16 protein-coding genes are annotated in these 19,415 nt (G+C 57.5%); 13 read left to right on the top strand and 3 right to left on the bottom strand.

All coding sequences use genetic code 11. The features are described from left to right. The first annotated feature begins 16 nt into the window (after positions 1-16). The 9 genes from argS (at position 17) to AAFM46_RS11550 (ending at position 12,402) form a co-directional block, all read left to right on the top strand. On the top strand, positions 17-1,669 hold the full coding sequence (argS, locus tag AAFM46_RS11590; RefSeq protein WP_343317920.1) for an arginine--tRNA ligase: 1,653 nt from the start codon (positions 17-19) through the stop codon (positions 1,667-1,669). A gap of 4 nt (positions 1,670-1,673) precedes the next feature. After that, complete coding sequence (gene lysA, locus AAFM46_RS11585) at positions 1,674-3,125, top strand: diaminopimelate decarboxylase (RefSeq protein WP_343317918.1); 1,452 nt, start codon at positions 1,674-1,676, stop codon at positions 3,123-3,125. A 48-nt stretch (positions 3,126-3,173) separates the two neighbouring features. Continuing rightward, the gene (locus tag AAFM46_RS11580; protein WP_283528642.1) at positions 3,174-4,499 is read left to right on the top strand and encodes a homoserine dehydrogenase; all 1,326 of its coding nucleotides are present in this window, start codon (positions 3,174-3,176) and stop codon (positions 4,497-4,499) included. Next, complete coding sequence (thrC, locus tag AAFM46_RS11575) at positions 4,499-5,602, top strand: threonine synthase (RefSeq protein ID WP_343317916.1); 1,104 nt, start codon at positions 4,499-4,501, stop codon at positions 5,600-5,602. The genes AAFM46_RS11580 and thrC overlap by 1 nt, the downstream gene beginning before the upstream one ends. A gap of 27 nt (positions 5,603-5,629) precedes the next feature. Beyond that, positions 5,630-6,598 carry a homoserine kinase gene (gene thrB / locus AAFM46_RS11570; protein ID WP_343317915.1) on the top strand — a complete coding sequence of 323 codons (969 nt, stop codon included), beginning with the start codon at positions 5,630-5,632 and terminating at the stop codon, positions 6,596-6,598. Positions 6,599-6,937: 339 nt separating this feature from the next. After that, positions 6,938-9,280 (top strand): transcription termination factor Rho, encoded by a 2,343-nt coding sequence (gene rho, locus AAFM46_RS11565; protein ID WP_343317914.1) that lies wholly within the window; start codon positions 6,938-6,940, stop codon positions 9,278-9,280. A 163-nt stretch (positions 9,281-9,443) separates the two neighbouring features. Continuing rightward, positions 9,444-10,517, top strand: a complete 1,074-nt coding sequence (gene prfA / locus AAFM46_RS11560; protein WP_283528223.1) for a peptide chain release factor 1 — start codon at positions 9,444-9,446, stop codon at positions 10,515-10,517. Then, positions 10,483-11,553, top strand: coding sequence for a peptide chain release factor N(5)-glutamine methyltransferase (prmC, locus tag AAFM46_RS11555; RefSeq protein WP_343317912.1), 1,071 nt, complete (start codon positions 10,483-10,485; stop codon positions 11,551-11,553). The genes prfA and prmC overlap by 35 nt, the downstream gene beginning before the upstream one ends. Positions 11,554-11,625: 72 nt before the next feature. Beyond that, complete coding sequence (locus AAFM46_RS11550; RefSeq protein WP_283528220.1) at positions 11,626-12,402, top strand: L-threonylcarbamoyladenylate synthase; 777 nt, start codon at positions 11,626-11,628, stop codon at positions 12,400-12,402. Positions 12,403-12,417: 15 nt separating this feature from the next. Here AAFM46_RS11550 and AAFM46_RS11545 read toward each other — a convergent pair whose 3' ends face one another. The 3 genes from AAFM46_RS11545 to AAFM46_RS11535 are packed head-to-tail and all read right to left on the bottom strand — an operon-like array spanning position 12,418 to position 15,300. Continuing rightward, positions 12,418-13,431 carry an NAD-dependent epimerase/dehydratase family protein gene (locus AAFM46_RS11545; RefSeq protein ID WP_343317910.1) on the bottom strand — a complete coding sequence of 338 codons (1,014 nt, stop codon included), beginning with the start codon at positions 13,429-13,431 and terminating at the stop codon, positions 12,418-12,420. Between the two features lies 1 nt (position 13,432). Next, positions 13,433-14,404, bottom strand: a complete 972-nt coding sequence (locus AAFM46_RS11540) for a glycosyltransferase (protein WP_343317908.1) — start codon at positions 14,402-14,404, stop codon at positions 13,433-13,435. Beyond that, entirely contained in the window at positions 14,401-15,300 is a 900-nt protein-coding gene (locus AAFM46_RS11535) for a glycosyltransferase (RefSeq protein WP_343320439.1), read from the bottom strand. The genes AAFM46_RS11540 and AAFM46_RS11535 overlap by 4 nt, the downstream gene beginning before the upstream one ends. 195 nt (positions 15,301-15,495) lie before the next feature. Between AAFM46_RS11535 and AAFM46_RS11530 the strand changes: the two genes are divergently transcribed. The 4 genes from AAFM46_RS11530 (at position 15,496) to AAFM46_RS11515 (ending at position 19,390) form a co-directional block, all read left to right on the top strand. Further along, on the top strand, positions 15,496-17,379 hold the full coding sequence (locus AAFM46_RS11530; RefSeq protein WP_283528214.1) for a nucleoside-diphosphate sugar epimerase/dehydratase: 1,884 nt from the start codon (positions 15,496-15,498) through the stop codon (positions 17,377-17,379). Further along, complete coding sequence (locus AAFM46_RS11525) at positions 17,376-18,443, top strand: glycosyltransferase family 4 protein (protein ID WP_343317905.1); 1,068 nt, start codon at positions 17,376-17,378, stop codon at positions 18,441-18,443. The genes AAFM46_RS11530 and AAFM46_RS11525 overlap by 4 nt, the downstream gene beginning before the upstream one ends. Before the next feature lie 163 nt (positions 18,444-18,606). After that, positions 18,607-19,146 carry a hypothetical protein gene (locus AAFM46_RS11520; protein ID WP_343317904.1) on the top strand — a complete coding sequence of 180 codons (540 nt, stop codon included), beginning with the start codon at positions 18,607-18,609 and terminating at the stop codon, positions 19,144-19,146. Next, the gene (locus AAFM46_RS11515) at positions 19,136-19,390 is read left to right on the top strand and encodes a hypothetical protein (RefSeq protein WP_283528207.1); all 255 of its coding nucleotides are present in this window, start codon (positions 19,136-19,138) and stop codon (positions 19,388-19,390) included. The genes AAFM46_RS11520 and AAFM46_RS11515 overlap by 11 nt, the downstream gene beginning before the upstream one ends. Positions 19,391-19,415: the final 25 nt, after the last annotated feature.

Below are 19,415 nucleotides of genomic sequence, written 5' to 3'. Positions count from 1 at the left end.
CCGTACACTTAGGACCGTGACTCCTGAAGAACTTTCCACCGCCATTACCTCCTGCCTCAAAGAAGCCGTCGACGCCGGTGAACTCAGTGTTCCTGCCTCGGCCCTACCCACGGAAGTGCGCGTTGAGCGGCCTAAAAGCCGCGAGCACGGCGACTGGGCAACGAATATTGCTTTGCAGCTGGCCAAACCAGCCGGTGTTCCGCCACGGAACATTGCGGCGATCCTGCAAACGCGACTGGGCGATATTCCGGGTGTGTCCAAGGTGGATATTGCCGGACCAGGCTTCTTAAACATCACCGTTGACGCTGCGGCCGCTGGCGAACTAGCCAAGGCGATCGTGGAGTCCGGAGAGAACTTTGGTACCAACACTGCCATGGCAGGAACCAAGATCAATTTGGAGTTTGTCTCGGCCAACCCCACCGGACCCATCCACCTAGGTGGCACCCGCTGGGCAGCCGTAGGTGATTCCTTGGCACGTATCTTCATCTCCCAAGGTGCGGATGTAACCCGTGAGTACTACTTCAACGATCACGGTAATCAGATCGATAAATTTGCCCGCTCATTGCTCGCCAGTGCGCAGGGGGCTCCTGCTCCCGAAGATGGCTACGGTGGAGCGTACATAGAGGATATTGCCAAAGATGTCATGGCCAAGAATCCTGGCATTCTGGAATCAGCGGACCCGCAGGAAGAGTTCCGCGCCCAGGGCGTGGAACTGATGTTTGCGGCTATCCGCTCCTCACTGCATGATTTTGGCGTTGACTTTGACGTGTACTTCCACGAAAATTCCTTGTTCCAGGATGGTGCGGTGGAGGAGCTCCTTGACCAGCTCAAGGGGTCCGGGAATATGTACCTCAAGGACGGCGCCTGGTGGCTGAACTCCACCGACTACGGCGATGACAAGGACCGGGTTGTCATTAAGAGTGACGGCAACGCCGCCTACATAGCTGGTGACATTGCCTACTTCAGGAACAAGCGCGAGCGCGACTTCGACCTGTGCATCTACATGCTTGGCGCCGACCACCACGGCTACGTAGCCCGGCTCAAGGCGGCCGCTGCAGCCATGGGCGATGACGCCAACCGTGTTGAGGTGCTCATTGGCCAGATGGTGAATCTGGTCCAGGACGGCAAGCCCGTACGCATGTCCAAACGGGCGGGCACAGTGGTCACCATGGAGGACCTGGTTGATGCTGTGGGTAATGACGCAGCCCGCTATTCTTTGGCCCGCTTCTCCAGTGATTCCAACATCGATATTGACTTGGACGTGCTGACTAAAAAATCCAACGAAAACCCCGTGTTCTACGTGCAGTACGCTCACGCTCGCACCTGTGCTGTGGGGCGCAACGCGGCTGCGGCCGGCATTGAGCGCAGCAGTTTTGACGCGGCGGCGTTGAACCATGCCACCGAATCCGAGCTGCTTGCTGTTCTGGGTCAATACCCCGGGGTGTTGACCCAGGCTGCCACGTTCCGCGAACCGCACCGTGTGGCCCGCCACCTGGAAGTCATTGCCGGCGCCTACCACCGCTGGTACGACGCCTGCCGGGTGACCCCCATGGGCGAAGAAACCATCACCGATGTGAACCGCACCCGTCTGTGGCTCAACGACGCCGTGGGCCAGGTTCTTGCCAACGGGCTCTCACTGCTGGGCGTCCACGCCCCGGAACGGATGTAGGACTATGAGCCAAACAAAGATTGCCGGCGCCGAGCTGGCACCGAAGTGGCTACCGGCCGCTGGAGACCTGAACACCTTATTGCCCGTCATGTGGTCGCACGACGTCGAACGCGGCCAAAGTGGCGAAGTCACCATCAGCGGTGTGCCCGTTAGCGAGTTGAAGGCAGAGTTTGGCACACCATTGTTTGTCATGAGTGAAGATGATTTCAGGGCCCGTGCACGCATGTTCAAGACGGCATTCGATGACGCCTTCAAGGACATCTGTGGCGGTGTGGACGTTTACTACGCTGGCAAGGCGTTCCTGTCCATCGAGGTGGCTCGTTGGGTTGACGCGGAAGGTCTGCGCCTTGACACCTGTTCCGGCGGCGAACTGGCACTGGCTCGCAGGGCCGGGCTGCAAGGTGCCAACTTAGGGCTGCACGGCAATAACAAATCCGACGCTGAGATTAGGCGGGCGCTGGATATGGAGCTGGGCCGCATCGTGGTGGATAGCCTCCATGAGCTCAAACGCGTTGCAGAGTTGGCAACTGCTGCGAACACCACGGCCAACGTCATGCTCCGGCTCACCCCGGGAGTGCACGCCCACACCCACGAATCCATCGCCACGGCGCACGAGGACCAAAAATTTGGGCTCTCCTTCATTGCCGAAGACCCCGAAGCGCACGGAATGAGCGCAGCAGAGGCAGCCTCCAAGCTGGCAGTGGAAGCAAAGAGCATCAATTTCCTTGGCTTCCACGCCCACATTGGCTCACAGATTTTTGAGCCGGAAGGCTTTGAAATTGCAGCCCGCAAACTGCTGCACTTCACCAGCGAAATCCAAAACAAGTACGGCATCACGCTGCCCGAGCTTGACCTGGGTGGCGGCTACGGCATTGCCTATACTGCGGTGGATACCCCGCGCCCAGCTGGGGAAATCGCAGTGGCGATGGCCGCCGTCGTCCGAGACACCTGTGCTGAACTGAACATGAACGCTCCGCGGATATCCATTGAACCGGGCCGCGCCATTGTTGGCAGCACAACGTTCACCCTGTATGAGACCGGGACGCTGAAAACCGTGCAGGTTGAGGTCGCTGGCCAGCCTGATGTGACGGCCCCGCGCCGTTATGTGTCGGTGGACGGTGGCATGAGCGATAACGCTCGTCCGGTGCTTTACGACGCCGATTATTCAGCAATTCTGGCTAACCGTGCCTCCGGCGCCACCCCTGCGCTGTCCCGAGTGGTGGGCAAACATTGCGAGAGCGGTGACATTGTTGTTAGAGATGTATATCTGCCCAATGACGTGGCGGCCGGGGATCTGCTGGCAGTTCCGGGAACGGGCGCGTATTGCTGGGCACTTGCCAGCAACTACAACTACGTGCCCCGGCCGCCCGTAGTAGCCGTAAGAAACGGCACCGCACGCTTGATTGTGCGGGGCGAAACAGAAGACGATTTACTGGCACGCGATTTAGGGGCCTAGAGACCTTTGACAGAGCGCAATACCGTGGAGAATTCAGTATCCACCCACATCAAAACCCTGAAGGTGGCGCTCCTTGGCGCAGGAAATGTGGGCTCGCAAGTTGCCCGCATTCTACTTGAGGACAGCAACACTTTGGCCGCTCGGACAGGAGCCCGGCTTGAGCTTGTCGGCATTGCCGTGCGCAACCTTGGAACTGTCCGAGATTATGCCGCGCCCCAGGAGCTTTACACAACGGATGCCTCGGCACTGGTTCGTGAAGCGGACATCGTCATTGAGCTCATGGGCGGCCTGGAGCCGGCCCGCACGTTGATCCTGGAAGCTATTGAACATGGTGCCGCTGTTGTGACAGGGAACAAGGCGCTGCTGGCAGTTGACGGACCCACCTTGTACGAGAAGGCCGACGCCGCTGGTGTCCAGCTCTCCTACGAGGCTGCCGTAGCTGGTGCCATCCCGATTTTGCGCCCCATCACTGACAGCCTGGCCGGGGATAAGATCACCCGCGTCATGGGCATAGTCAATGGCACTACTAATTTCATTTTGGACGCCATGGATTCCACGGGCGCCGAATTCTCCGATGCCTTGGCTGAGGCTACCCGGCTGGGCTATGCGGAAGCGGATCCTACCGCCGATGTGCAGGGCCTGGACGCAGCAGCCAAAGGCGCGATTTTGGCCTCGCTGGCATTCCACACCCGCTTTGCACTTGAGGATGTGCATTGTCAGGGCATCACCTCCGTAACAGCCACCGACATTGCTGCAGCAAAAGATGCCGGTTATGTTATCAAGTTGCTGGCCATTGCCGAGAAGATCACGGAAACTAACGACGCCGGTGAGCTCACCTCCGGCGTATGCGTCCGCGTGCATCCCACACTTCTTCCCCGTGAACACCCGTTGGCTGCTGTGCGTGGGGCGTTCAATGCGGTATTTGTGGAAGCGGAATCAGCCGGAGAGCTCATGTTCTACGGACCAGGCGCCGGCGGTTCCCCCACTGCCTCGGCCATCATGGGCGATGTTGTATCAGCGGCCCGCCGCCTAGTGCTGGGTGGGCCCGGCCGGACAGATTCAACCATTGAGGTCCTGCCGGTGCTTCCCCTGGAGGCCGTATCCACGCGCTACTACATTGATTTAGATGCAGCAGATCAGCCGGGGGTTCTCTCAAAGATTTCCGCACTCTTCGCCGAGAACGGTGTATCAATTGAATCGATGCGCCAAACAGTTCACCGGGAAAGTGGTGAACGCGATGGAGACGGCGCAGCCGAGCTGCGTATTGTCACTCACCGAGCAAGCGAGGCTGCCTTGGCAGCAACCGTTGCAGCCATCAATGGCCTAGACGTCATAAATTCAGTTACTAGTGTCTTGAGGGTGGAGGGAGTCTAATGGCTCACCAGTGGCGCGGGGTTGTCCGCGAATATGCAGAGCGTTTGCCTGTCACGGCAGAAACTAAGATCATCACCTTGGGTGAGGGCGGAACACCGTTGGTGTTTGCGCGGCATCTTTCTGAACTAACCGGTTCCAAGGTGTATTTGAAGGTGGAAGGAATGAACCCCACAGGTTCATTCAAGGATCGCGGCATGACAATGGCCATGACAGCCGCCGTTGCATCCGGAGCCAAAGCTGTTGTGTGCGCCTCCACGGGCAACACCTCTGCTTCAGCGGCTGCCTATGCCAAAGCTGCAGGGCTGACCTGTGCCGTGCTGGTTCCCGAGGGTAAGATCTCCATGGGTAAACTCAGCCAAGCAGTGGCCCATGGGGCCACCATTTTGCAGGTGGACGGTAACTTCGATAACTGCCTCGATGTAGCCCGTAAGCTTGCGGATTCCTACCCGGTCTTTTTAGTTAACTCGGTTAATCCCGCCCGCATTGAGGGCCAGAAGACTGGTGCCTTTGAAGTGGTGGACGCACTAGGGGATGCGCCGGATTACCATGTGCTGCCCGTGGGCAACGCCGGGAACATCAGCGCCTACTGGAGGGGCTACCGCGAGTACGCTGCCCCGTATGAGAGCGCAACTGCGGGAACACTGCCAGCAGTGTCCACCCACACACCCATCATGTGGGGCTTCCAAGCAGCTGGTGCGGCACCCTTCGTGGCCGGTCACCCCATCACCGAACCCGACACCATTGCCACGGCCATTCGAATTGGCAACCCGGCATCATGGGACATGGCGATTGCTGCAAGGGATGAGTCCGGCGGGCTCATCGAAGCGGTCACCGATGAGGAAATTCTTGCCGCGCACCGCTGGCTTTCAGCTAAGGAAGGCGTGTTCGTTGAGCCCGGTTCGGCAGCAGGCGTTGCGGGACTTATCAAGAAGCACGCGGCCGGAGAGGTTCCCACAGGCAAGACATTCGTCATCACAGTCACTGGGCACGGACTCAAGGACCCTGATTGGGCGCTGAAAAACGCAGACGGCAGCTCAGCGGCTCCACAGTCGGTTGCCTTTGACGTGGTTACAGTCGCCGATGCTCTGGGCCTGACAGACTAGCCGCACACCATCATGACAGGCACCTCCATGACTTCCTCGATTCTAAAAACGCCCGCCATTGGGGCTAGCGTGACGGTGCGTGTTCCAGGCACAAGCGCAAACCTTGGGCCGGGCTTCGATTCTTTAGGCTTGGCAGTATCGCTGTATGACACCCTGAACATCGAAACCCTGGCCGCCAATGAGCTGGAGTTTGAACTCAGCGGAGAAGGGATTGCGGACCTTCCACGAGATGCCAGCCACCTGGTTGTTAAGACTATTGATCTGGTGTGGGCACGCCTGGGCTACAGCCGTCACGGACTGCGGGTCACAGCAGCCAATGTGCTCCCACACGGCCGTGGTCTAGGCTCCTCGGCCTCGGCCATAGTGGCGGCCATTATGGCCGCCAATGCTTTGGTGGAACCGGAGGATCGGCAAGACAAAGCCTGGATTCTGCAGTTGGCCTCAGAGCTTGAAGGTCACCCGGATAATGTTGCCCCGGCAATATATGGTGCCGTCGCCGTCTCCTGGCAGGAAGGCTCGGGATACGCCAGTGCCAAGGTCACGCCGTCGTCCATGGTTATTCCTGTGGTGGCAATCCCGAACGTTGAACTGAAAACTGAACAGGCCCGCGGAATGCTGCCGGCTATGGTCTCTCACGCTGACGCGGCGGCTAATTCAGGCCGGGCCGCGGTGCTGATGCATGCGTTGACGAAGGATCCGTCTTTGCTCTTTGCTGGCACGCGGGACTACCTGCACCAGGACTACCGGGCTGCGGCGATGCCGGAGAGTGCCGCTCTTGTTCGGCAATTGCGGGCGGAGGGTTTCGCAGCTTTTATTTCGGGAGCGGGTCCAACCGTTATGGTGCTGGCCAATGGCGGTGCCGAAGCGGAGCGTATTGTGGGCTACATCACAAAAAAGGGCGGGAATTTCCTGAATTCGTCCGAACACGGCGTGTCCTGGCGAGTATCGCGGCTTCAGATTGACCTTGAAGGTGCTAAAGTGGAAGTACATCCGTAGCCCATAAATGCTTTCCCTGAATGGCTGCCATCTGGCCAGTGCGGAAATAAACTTTGTTTATAGGACACTTGATGCCACTCTAACGGTCTGTGCGTTCTTGCACGGTGGCCGCTGGATCAACGCATGGCAGCCGCCGCATTGCTCCTAGGATCACTCCCATTTCAGATTTGATTCATAGAGTGAACCACACCATTTCCTGGATCCCTGACGTTGTTCAGGAACAGAAATGGAACCTCAGATTTTTCCCCTTGCCAGCCAGTGCGGTTGCACTTGGGGAGTCTGACACTAATCATCGCGGCCTCAATAATTGGGCCCGCCATCGAGGGGGAAGGATCCTTCGTGACCGAAACCGTAACTTCAGCCGCTGCTTCCAAAGCTGCTGATTTGGACACCACTGCTACGAGCGCACCTGCCAAGTCTGCAGGTTTAGCTGGCCTGAAATTGGCTCAGCTGCAAATTCTGGCAGGCCAGTTGGGCATCACTGGCGGATCGAGGATGCGCAAGGGCGACCTTGTTGAATCAATTTCCGCACACCAGCGTGGGTCTTCTGTAACTGACCGTCCGGCACGCTCAGCTGCTAAGACTGCTGACACGCAAGCTCCGGCGGCTTCTGCCCCTAGTCGGCGCGGAGCAGCCTCGAAGAAGACGTCTCAGGCACCGGGGCAACCAGCTGCTGATTCCTCGGAGACCAGCAATGGTGGCTCCAGCAACGGAACTGCCTCGGGTGCCAAGGCTCCGGAAGTAGCTGCAACAGATTCCAGCTCAGCCGCTGAACGACCAGCCCGCGGTCGCGGCCGAAGCCGCCGTGCTGCCAGCAGCGATGGCATCATCACCACCAGCGCAGGAAATGGCTCCGGAACTTCGGCGCCAACTCAAGAGAACAGCGCACCGGTAGCGGCCGCTGTTCAGGAGCCGGCAGAGTCCAACGCCCAGGCCGCAGATTCCACCAATGCGGGTAACCGTTCAGGTGAGAATGACGGTGAAAACCGTCGGCAGCCACGTACACGTAACCGCCGTTCACAAAGCAACACACGCCAGCAGGATGCGGCTTCCGAAGCCCACGGGGACAATGAGGCAACTCATGCCGAGTCCGCCGAAACGACCAATACCGGCCAGAGTGCTCAGAGTGGCCAGACTGATTCCGGCCAGGGCGAGAGCGGCGAGAACGCCGATCGTAATTCACGTAACCAGCGCGGCAACCAGCGCGGCCAGCGCAACGGTGGCGATCGTTCTTCCAATGATCGTTCAGGTGGTGAGCGTTCAAATAATGACCGCAACACCTCCAATAACAACAGCAACAACAACAGCAATAACAACGACGACGATGACGGATCGCGCAATAACCGCAACCGTCGTAACCGCCGTGACCGGAATTCCAACGATTCCAACGACCGCAACGATCGCAACAGCCGTAACGACCGTAATGATCGCAACGATCGTTTCCGTGACAGGAACGAACGCCGCCGCGGTCGCAGCCAGGGTCCTGACTTCGATGATACTGAAGTAACTGAGGACGACGTTCTGTTGCCAGTGGCCGGTATTTTGGACATCCTGGAAAACTACGCATTCGTGCGCACTTCCGGGTACCTGCCGGGCTCCAACGACGTCTACGTTTCTCTTAACCAGGTCAAAAAGTACAACCTGCGCAAGGGTGACGCCGTCGTCGGTGCCATCCGAGCACCGCGTGAAGGCGAAGACCGCAGCCAGGCGCAGAGCGCCCGCCAGAAGTTCAACGCCCTAGTGCGCGTCACAAGCGTAAACGGTAAGAACCCTGACGAGCTCAAGGATCGGGTGGAGTTCGCCAAGCTCGTGCCGCTGTACCCGTCAGAGCGTCTGCGCCTGGAAACCGATCCTAAGATCATCGGCACCCGTGTGATCGATCTGGTGGCCCCCATCGGCAAGGGCCAGCGTGGCCTGATCGTCTCGCCGCCCAAGGCCGGTAAGACTTTGATCCTGCAGTCGATCGCCAATGCGATCACGATCAACAACCCCGAGGTTCACCTCATGATGGTTCTTGTTGACGAACGCCCTGAAGAAGTGACGGATATGCAGCGTACCGTCAAGGGTGAGGTCATCGCCTCAACCTTCGACCGTCCTGCAGATGATCACACTCAGGTGGCCGAACTTTCCATTGAGCGCGCAAAGCGTTTGGTTGAAATGGGCATGGACGTAGTTGTGCTCTTGGATTCCATGACCCGCTTGGGCCGTGCCTACAACAACTCGGCACCATCCTCAGGGCGAATCCTCTCAGGTGGCGTGGACTCTGCGGCGCTTTATCCGCCGAAGCGCTTCTTTGGTGCGGCACGGAATATTGAAAACGGTGGCTCGCTAACCATTTTGGCAACGGCACTGGTAGAAACCGGTTCCAAGGCTGACGAGGTTATCTTCGAAGAGTTCAAGGGCACAGGCAACATGGAGCTGCGTCTCTCACGCCAGCTCGCCGACAAGCGGATCTTCCCCGCTGTTGACGTCAACGGCTCGGGTACACGCCGCGAAGAGAACCTGCTTTCCCCTGAAGAAGTCAAGATCATGTGGCGTTTGCGCCGGGTGCTCTCCGGGTTGGAAATGCAGCAGTCCCTTGAACTGCTCACCTCCAAGATCCGTGAAACGCAGTCAAACGTCGAGTTCCTCATGCAAATCCAGAAGACAACCCTGGGTGCCAAGGCCGAACACGATAAATAGCGCAAGTAACGAGACCGCCTCATTTGTAAAGGGGCACACCGGCAGTGTTCATTTAGCTGCCGGGCCCCTTTACAACGACGGCGGTTTTGTGCGTTAACTGCAGTTATAGATCCCGCCATGCAGAAGTAATTAGACTTGACGTACGTCGAGAGAGGTTTTTGAAATGTTTGAATCCATCCACGGGCTCCTTGATGAGCATGCCGAGCTTCAGATGCGCCTCAGCGAGCCTGAAGTGCATGCCGATCAGTCGTTGGCGCGCAAACTAGGCCGCCGTTACGCGGAGTTGAGCAATGTGGTTCAGGGATACCATCAAGTTGAATCACTGGGAGATGACCTAGGTGCCGCCAAGGAGATGGCTGCTGAGGATGCAGATTTTGCTGCCGAGGTTCCCATCTTGGCAGAACAGCTGGCAGCCGCGCAGGAGAAGCTACGCCGCCTGCTGATTCCTCGTGATCCTGACGACGCCCGGGATGTGATTCTTGAAGTCAAGGCCGGTGAAGGTGGCGACGAGGCTGCGCTGTTTGCCGCAGACTTGGTGCGCATGTACACGCGGTATGCAGATTCCCGCGGCTGGAAGACTGAAGTTATCTCAGCCACAGAGTCGGATCTTGGCGGGTACAAGGATATTTCCATCGCCGTAAAAGGCCGCTCAAACGATCCCGCCGAGGGTGTTTTTGCTCGCCTGAAGTTTGAAGGTGGCGTCCACCGAGTGCAGCGTGTGCCAGCAACAGAGTCTCAGGGACGTATCCACACTTCGGCAGCCGGGGTTTTGGTGCTTCCGGAAGTTGATGAGCCTGAGGAAGTGGATATCAGCCAGAATGATCTCAAGATTGATGTTTACCGTTCTTCCGGTCCTGGTGGCCAGTCGGTGAACACTACGGACTCCGCTGTTCGCATCACCCACCTTCCAACAGGCATTGTTGTTGCCATGCAGAATGAGAAGTCGCAGCTGCAAAACCGTGAGGCAGGTATGCGCGTGCTTCGGGCACGTATCCTGGCCCACCAGCAGGCCATCATTGATGCGGAGAATTCGGCTACCCGTAAGTCACAGATTCGGACCATGGACCGCTCGGAGCGTATCCGTACCTATAACTACCCGGAAAATAGGATCGCTGACCACCGTACTGGCTACAAAGCGTACAATCTTGATGCCGTCATGAACGGCGATTTGGAGCCAGTGGTGCAGTCAGCCATCTCCATGGATGAGCAGTCCCGATTGGACGCCCTTGGCGACTAGTCCCCATTCGCCGGCCGAAGAAACCGCTGGCGCGATTTCTTCGGAACCGGGCGAACGTGGGCCCACCCACGCTCTCCCAAACCCTGACGCTGGCGCGTCAGTGCCCGGGGCCCTCGGGCGCGGGGGCCTAGGGTCTTCGGTACCGGGCGAACGTGGGCCCACTCACGCCCTCCCTGAAACTCGGCTGGCAGATGCCGTGAACGCGGCAACGCAGATTCTCGGTGCTGCGGGCGTCCCTTCTCCAGCCGTGGACGCGCAACTTCTGGCCGCTCACTTGCTGGGGGTAAGCCCTGGTGAAGTAGCTGCAATGTTATTTGGTACAGCTGTAGTACCTGCTGGTTACGACGCTCTCATTGCTCGCCGTGAAGCGCGGGAACCGTTGCAGCACATCACGGGAGTTGCCTATTTTAGGCACCTGGAGTTGGCGGTGGGGAAGGGTGTTTTTGTGCCCAGGCCTGAAACCGAGTCAGTGGTTCAGCTGGCCATCGACGTTTTAACACACATGTCTCAGGAAAGTACGTACAAGTCTGAACTGCTCGCCGTCGACCTCGGCACAGGTTCGGGGGCAATCGCCGCTGCTATGGCCACTGAGGTAGCCGGTACCCGGGTCTATGCTGTAGAGCTCAGCGATGAGGCTTATCCATGGGCGCAGCGAAATCTTGCTGGCACCGGAGCAGTCCTGATTCGCGGGGATATGCGCGACGCTTTTGTAGAGCTGAACGCCTTAGTGGACGTGGTTGTTTCAAACCCGCCCTACATCCCTGCTGATGCGATCCCGCGGGATATTGAAGTGCGCTTACACGATCCCCATATGGCACTTTATGGTGGCGGAGAAGACGGTATGGAAATTCCCGCGGCAGCCGCCGAAACGGCAGCACGTCTTTTACGTCCGGGAGGATACTTTGTTATGGAGCACGCTGAAGTGCAGGGCGAACAAATCTCCCAGCTGCTAAAGCAAAGCGGACACTGGGAGAATGTTCGTTCCCACCAAGATCTGACCGGGCGGGACAGAGCAACCAGCGGATACCGCTGTTAGATTCCCAAGTACCAATTTGTGATTGGCTGGACGCGTTCAATTCCATGGACGCCGTGATGAAAGAATGAGTCTGTGAGTACCACTTCTTATAACTGCACCAATGAAGCCCAGCGCGCTGAAGGTCTGGCCCATGCGGCGAAGGCAATAGCTGCCAAACAGGTCATCGTCATGCCCACGGACACCGTCTACGGCATTGCCGCGGATGCTTTCTCGCCACAGGCAGTGGCGACCCTGCTTGCAGCCAAAGGCCGTGGACGGAACATGCCACCGCCTGTGCTTATACCTCGCATCGGCACCATGGACGGTCTGGCCGTTGAAATCTCCGACGATGCACGCAAGCTCGCTGAGAAGTACTGGCCAGGGCCGCTGACCCTGATCTTTCACGCTCAACCAACACTGACTTGGGATCTTGGTGACACAGTGGGAACGGTTGCACTGCGTGTCCCGGATGACCAGCTGGCCCTTGACCTGCTCACCATTACCGGGCCCTTGGCCGTTTCCAGTGCCAATAGGACCGGCCAGCCCGCCGCGCAGACCGGATCTGAGGCGCGTGCGCAACTTTCCGAAGCCGTTGAGGTGTATTTGGAAGGTGGCTTCCGGCCAGAGGAAGGCACTACTGGGATTCCCTCCACTATTGTCGACGCCACGGGCCTACGCCTGCGAGTGGTCCGTGAGGGTGCCATTTCACTGGCGGAAATCCAGCGTATGATCCCCAGTGCGCTTGGAGCCGAGGCAGAGCCGCAAATGTGGTCTCCGGTAAATCTCACCAAGAGCCAGCCTGCGGAGGCCGCCGAAACCACTGTTCCTGCCGTCGATGAAGTTGAAGAAATAAAGGACCCTGCCGAGTAAACCGGACTGATGGAGCTAAGCCGAGGGGCGAGGTGTCCGGGCTTGCTCAAGCACTGTGCGCACGGACTGTTCGGCACTGAGCCCTACCGTCTCCGCCCAGCCGGGGGCTTGGGCTTGGCCAAACCACATCAACTCGACTCTTCTGATGGGGCCGTGTAGGCGTTCCTTGATGAGCCCAGAGGCTAAGTATCCACAGCGCAAGACCGTATGGCACAGCCATGGGGGCAGGCGTAGGGGACTACGAACTCCTGCAGCAGCTAAAACGTCCGTGACGGATAAGCCTTCCCACGGTTGCAAGACCAATGGTGGAACAGTCCCTGGGTACTGACCGGCTTCCACCACAAACCATGCGAGGGCGTTGATTGAGCTCACTGGCGTGGGTGCCGTGCCCGGTGCGGCAACGGATGACAGCGGCGAGCTGGCGACCTTCACCAGAGACAATGTTGTGGGGCGGGAGGGCCCTTGCACAGATGTTGCCCGCACACTCACCCAAGAGGTTTTTCCGGGCCCCGAAGCGCCATCCACGATGGAGGAATCCCTGGCCAACTCCTCCAGTGCTTCTTCTCCGAGCGCCTTCGAGCGCGAATAAGCGGAAAACGGCGCACGGCTGGTGGTTTCATCAATAAATTTCCGGTGGCCCTGCACCGATGCGCTACTGACGTGCACAAAACGCCGTACACCAGCAGTCTTTGCGGCCAGTGCTATGACGGATGGAAGCAGGGCATTGGCACCTGTCAAAGCGGGGGATTCGCTATCCCCTGGCGTGGCCAGCCCGGCGGCATTGACCACCACGTCAACGTTGGCAAATGCGCTGCACAGTAAGCGAAAAGCTGACGCTGACGCAGAATCACAGATGGCATGAGCTTCATCGATAAGGGCTTGAGCCGTTGTGGCTTCACTGGAAAGTCTGGGCGCAGAAAGCGTGTCAACAACCAGACCACGTTCTCGCAGTTGCGCAACAATGGCAGTGCCAACAAAGCCTGAAGAGCCAACGACTAACCAGCGCAACGCGGAGGAATCACCAGACATGCTATTTTTCCTCCGCTAGTGGCGCCATGATTTCAAAATCGGTGTCAGCTAAAATCTTGCGGGATCCACGCCAGCCAGCAAGAAGCTTCCCGCTGCCACGCAGCGTCCTTTCAACCCCCACCAGACGTAACAGTTCTTTGGCAGCGGTCAGGGCTGTGCCCAGTGCGAATCCGACTGGACTGAACTTTCCGTGGGCACGCAAGTACTGCCCTACCAAACCGCGATTGCGCATCACATAATAACGGCTCAGATTAGAGGAGTCATTGAGGTGTCTAATGCCCAAATCAATGGTTCGCTGCGTACGCGCCTTGTGCAGCACAAACTCATTGACATACATAACTGGGCGCTGAAGTGATATTTGCCACCCGTAGATGGTGTCGTCCCAGTTTAAAAAGAACCGTGGATCCGGCAAACCTACGCCTTGAACGGCGTCCGAGTGCAACAGCATTCCCTCGAAGCAACCAACGTTGGTGGCGAATTCGTTGGAGGTTTCAAAAACATCCCCGCGCACCGGCAGCGGAAAACCAAGGAAGGTGCTGAAATTGTTTTGCCAGTAAAAAGGTTCCCCTGCGGCATCGTAACGGCGCCCTACAAGCGCATCGTATTTATCCATCCACGGACCAAAAGCGCCGATAGCCCCGGGAACGCACGTGACGTCGTCGTCCATCAGCCACATCCATTGGGCGCCATGGGCCAAAGCCTGCTCCACCCCCGCTGAGAATCCTCCAGCCCCACCAACGTTCTCAGGAAGCTGATGATTGACCAACACAATAGGCGAGGGGAGCCCCGCAAATTCTTCGACGGCGGCGTCAACAACCGAACTGGTCGAGTCGGTGCTGGCATTATTGACAACAATGACGCCATCCGGGGCCGGGGTCAGCTCAGCAATTGAGGCCAAGAGGTCCTTCAAATAGTCAACACGGTTGAAAGTGGTGATGACGATGAAAAAGCGATCTCGCCGGTCAAAACTCAAAACTGTTGGTCCTTCATGGGGCCGAAGTTTGGTCCCCGCAGGCCGGCGCCGTAGGTTCGCGCCCATTTGGCCAGACCTTTAAGGTCACCCTTTTTAAGGAAATACAGGGGGTACCCGGCGGCGTCGGCCACCAGGGAGCGCACGCGGCGGTGCTTGCGGGTGAGAAATCCGCGGTTGCGGTAGTAATAAAAGCGCTTGAACGGGGTTTCCGGAACAAGCACATGGAGCCTGTCCCCAAGAACTTCCTGAACCTCGCCCCAGCCCGCCGGATGGGTCAGAGCCACGGAGGTGACAGTGCCAAACTTCACCTTGGCTTGGCGCAGTCGAAGCATGAAGTCAGTTTCATCACCACGGATAAACAGGCGCAGATCCGGAAGCCCAACCTTGAAGAAAACGTCTGTGCGGATCAGAGCGCCGTTAAAGAACTGCCCAACATTGTCAATGAAACCCAAGGGCTCCACTACTGAACGATCGTGGGTTAGATGACCGTCAATACGGAATGGAAAAGATAACTTGGTTGGCTCACCGGGTGCCACGATCAATGGCACAACAACATCCAAATTGCGGCTTTTGGCGGCCTCCAACAGGGTGGCCAGGCAGGCGGGGTCTTCCGGGTGGGCGTCGTCGTCCATGATCCAGACCCAGTCGGCGCCAGAGGCCATGGCGTTTAGGATGGCGAGGGAGAATCCGCCGGCACCGCCCAAGTTCGCCAAAGACCGAACGTAGGTAACAGGCGAGGGTGCTTGTGCCGCAATCGACTCCACCGACTGTGTACCTGAATCGACAAGTGCGATGGCATGTGGGGTGTGGGTTTGAGCTGATAAGGCCCCCAACAACGTTCGCACGTCCTCCGGCCGATCAAAAGTGAGCGCAGCGACGGCTACTGTGTCTATCAAGGGTAGTCCTTTCGGGTGGTGCTCGCGGCGTTGCCCGGCATCCGGCACGGCTAAACCGTGAGTAAGCATCTGGAGGGATTACTATTCTTGTGTAGCTTCTACTTTAGTACAGCCGCCGACCGGTGGACTATTGCGCCGTGAACAACAGCTCCATAGCAATCACCACCTTGGCAGAATACGGATATAAGAATCACGTTGAATACCTCAAGCACCCAGCCAAACGCAAAAGTCGCTGTCACTTCCACCGACGGCGAACGTAAACCGAGGCTGTGGCTTTGGTCGCAAGGAATTCTTGATTCGTTGTGTTGGGCGATCGCCTTGATGCTAGCCGTATTGCTGCGTTACGAGCTGGACGTCAACCTTATTAACTTCCCCGGCATGGCGTTGCTGATTGCTATAGCCGTTGCCACTCAGCTGATTGCCGGCTGGTACATGGCCTTGTACCGCGGCCGCCATGTGTTCGGCAGTATTCATGAGGCCCGCGTGCTGATTGCTGTGACATTAATAGTCGGCGTTGTGACAAGTATTTTATTGTCAGTTTTCATCAATGAGCTCCATATTGCCCGTTCGGTGGCAGTTATTGCGTTCCCCTTCGCCGCGCTTTCCATGGCGGCTGTGCGTTATGCAAAGCGACTCTACGTTGAAGGCAAACCAATTTTTGGGGAAGAAGCCCAAAAAACTTTGATCTATGGTGCCGGTTTCCTTGGTAATTCACTTGTCACCCGTATGGTTCAGGACCCTGAATCGCCTTACGTCCCCGTTGGACTAATTGATGATGACGCCTCTAAAAAGCATCTGCGTCTGAGCTCGGTTGGCGTTCTCGGCGGTGGAGACGACCTCCCTGAGATCATCAAACGCACCCGATCAACTGTTGTGGTCCTTGCAGTTGCCCACATCAGCGCAAAGCGGATCCGCGAAATCTCCGACAGTGTCTCAGGTCTTGGCGTGAAAGTCCTTGTGCTGCCGCCGCTGCAGGAAATGCTAAGTCCGGATACCAACCGGGACAGCAAAGGTGGCCTCACAGATTTCCGAGAGATTGACGTTGCTGACCTTATTGGCCGCACCCCTGTAGAAACACAAGTGGAACAGATCGCCGGCTATGTCAGAGGAAAACGTGTTCTGGTGACCGGTGCCGGAGGCTCGATTGGTTCCGAGTTGTGCCGCCAGTTACACAACTTTGACCCTGCGGAACTGATCATGCTTGACCGTGATGAATCCGGATTGCAGCATACTCAGCTCTCTATTGAAGGCCACGGCCTGCTGGATGATAAGAATATTGTGTTGGCAGACATCCGGGATGCGGACTTCTTGAATGACATCTTCGCCAGACGCCGTCCAGAAGTAGTGTTCCATGCGGCCGCGCTCAAGCATGCACCACTGCTACAGATGTACCCCGAAGAGGGTTGGAAAACTAACGTCATTGGTTCCTTGAACGTGCTTCAAGCTGCTCGCAGTGTGGACGTGGAAACCTTTGTTAACGTTTCCACCGATAAGGCGGCTAGTCCCACAACGGCGTTGGGCCACTCGAAACGGGCCGCCGAAAAGCTCACATCGTGGATGGCGGGGGAGACGGGCATGCGCTACGTGTCAGTCCGGTTTGGCAACGTCATAGGCAGCCGAGGCTCCATGCTTCCCTTATTCACCGACCAGATCAATAACGGCGGTCCCGTCACTGTCACGCACCCCGATGTGACCCGTTTTTTTATGACCATTCCGGAGGCTTGCCAACTTGTCATTCAGGCAGGAGCGATCGGCCACGGTGGGGACGTTCTGATCTTGGACATGGGGGAGCCAGTGCGCATCATGGACGTGGCAGAACGCATGATTGCCATGTCAGGACGCGATATCAAGATCAAGATCACTGGCCTGCGCCCTTCAGAGAAGCTGCACGAACAGCTGACAGGAGATGACGAGGTTAAGGACCCCGATGGGCACGCCAAAATTTCGCACACGCATGCTCGACCGCTCAGCCCGGAGAGTCTCGATCTTGCACTATGGTTGCAGCGCTGCCGTGACGAGGCCGGGGCGCAGGCCCCCAGCATTGATGAGTCCGACGGCGACGTTGCGGCGGGTGCATGATGGAATTGTGGGCTCAAATCACCGTCGGCGCTTTGGCGCTTGTTCTGGCACTTCTGCTTCCGCTGGTAGCCCGGCCATTGTTGGCGCGGGCCGGGGTACTTGATGTTCCCAATGCCCGCTCCTCCCACACAATGCCGACAATCCGGGGTATGGGTATTACCACCGCCGTAGCCCTGTCTGTGGCGATCATTGTGGCGGTCTTTTTGCCCCAGACCGGTGCAACCAACCAGGGTGTGGCGACATTGTTGGTGATATTCGCCGTCGTGCTCGCTGCCTCAACAATCGGCTGGTTAGAAGACATCCGTGGTCTGTCTGTGAAGGTTCGGGCGGGTCTTCAGCTGTCAGTGGGCGGATTGGCCACAGCTGCCGTAGCGCTAATCGATCCGGGTCAGCAGCAGTTGTGGTTGATTCCTGCAGGGGCAATAGCGGTTGCCGCCTACGTCAACGTCACCAACTTTATGGACGGAATTAACGGAATTTCCGGGACACATGGCTTGCTCGTGGGAGGGTTTTACGCTTATGCCGGACTTACTACGGCTCACGCCTGGCTGGTTTATGTTGGCATTGCCATCGCCATGTCGTTTGCGGGGTTCCTGCCCTGGAACCTGAGCCGCAACAAAGTTTTTCTTGGGGATGTTGGAAGCTACCTGCTCGGCGCGTCAATTGCTGTTACTGCCATGTGCGCATTTTTGGTGGGAGTGCCGGTTGAGTACATCTTCTCGCCAGTTCTGATCTACCTCACTGACACCTTTGTAACATTCTTGCGCCGGCTCCTTGCCGGTGAGCGTTGGTACGTTGCCCACCGCCAGCATGTCTACCAGCGCCTAACAATTGTTGGGCTCAGCCACGTACAGGCAACTGCTGTTGTCTCTCTCGCCACCATTCTTGTGAGCCTGCTCGGTGTTACAGCAGCCCAAGGCGGGGAGGTAGCTCAGATTCTCGCCACAGCCGCCGGTTTTATTGTTGTTCTGGCGTATCTGCGCACGCCAACCTTCTTTCAGAAGCTCTTGCGTAAGCGCGAGCAAAAGACTGGGTTCATCCACGGGACAGATGAAAATCTGTAGGACTAAACTCGGGGCATGGGACCTGTCGATGTTATGAGTCAACTTCAAGTTCTATCTCGTGTAGAATTCCCTGTGGTGACATTCACCTGGTCTACCCGGCCAAACTGTTTAACCTCTTGTGTGCCGCTGGAATACGGCAGGCCGCCCCAATGATGGAGATCTCATGAAGGACAAAAGTGCCCGCAACGGTGCTGTGAGGGCTCCGTTGACGGCGTCGGGTCCATCTGCGAGTCCCAGCTGGAACATTTTAAAAAAGTGCGTCTTCGTTGACGGCATTGCTGTTGTCATCATGGTGGTTTTAGCATTCATTCTTACCGACCCAGACGGCGTGCTTAGCGTGTTGTTTGGTTCATTTCTTGTGATTGCTTTCTTCGGCTTAAGTCAGCTTGTTGGGCACCTCTTCAGCAAAAGGATGCCGGAAGCGGTGATGGGTATCTTTGTGATGACCTATTTCGTCAAGGTGGTTGGATTTGCCGCCGTGCTATTTGCTCTTGGCACCCCCACATGGCTGAACAAACCTTGGTTTGCTGGCGCAGCGGTGGTTTGTGTCCTACTGTGGCAGGCCACAGAGGTCATTATTTTCAGCAAACAGCGCTTCCTGATCTTTGGCGCTCCGGAGCAGAAAGTTACGCCAGCGGAATTTCCCCCGGAAGTGGCTTCATCACTCGAGGGCGACACAAAGGACGCAACGCATGACAAATAAGTTACCGGATGGACAGGAACCACAGCATGTTGTGGTTCCACCCCAGTCCAATACGGGAAAGCTGGACTACACCTACATTATTGGCGGAATCCTGCTCTGGGGTTTGATAGGGTGGGGACTGGACTTTTTGTTGGACACTGCTTGGATTTTGTTCGCTGCCATCCCCATCGGGGCTGTCTGCGGATATTACCTAGCCCGGCATCATCAAAGGCATGGTCGCCAAGATGATGGCAAGCAGCAATGAAGCCCACCATCAGACTTTTTCACGG

The sequence above is a fragment of the Arthrobacter sp. TMP15 genome (genome assembly GCF_039529835.1).
Classification (GTDB): domain Bacteria; phylum Actinomycetota; class Actinomycetes; order Actinomycetales; family Micrococcaceae; genus Specibacter.
This window is presented reverse-complemented; position numbering and strand designations above follow the sequence as displayed.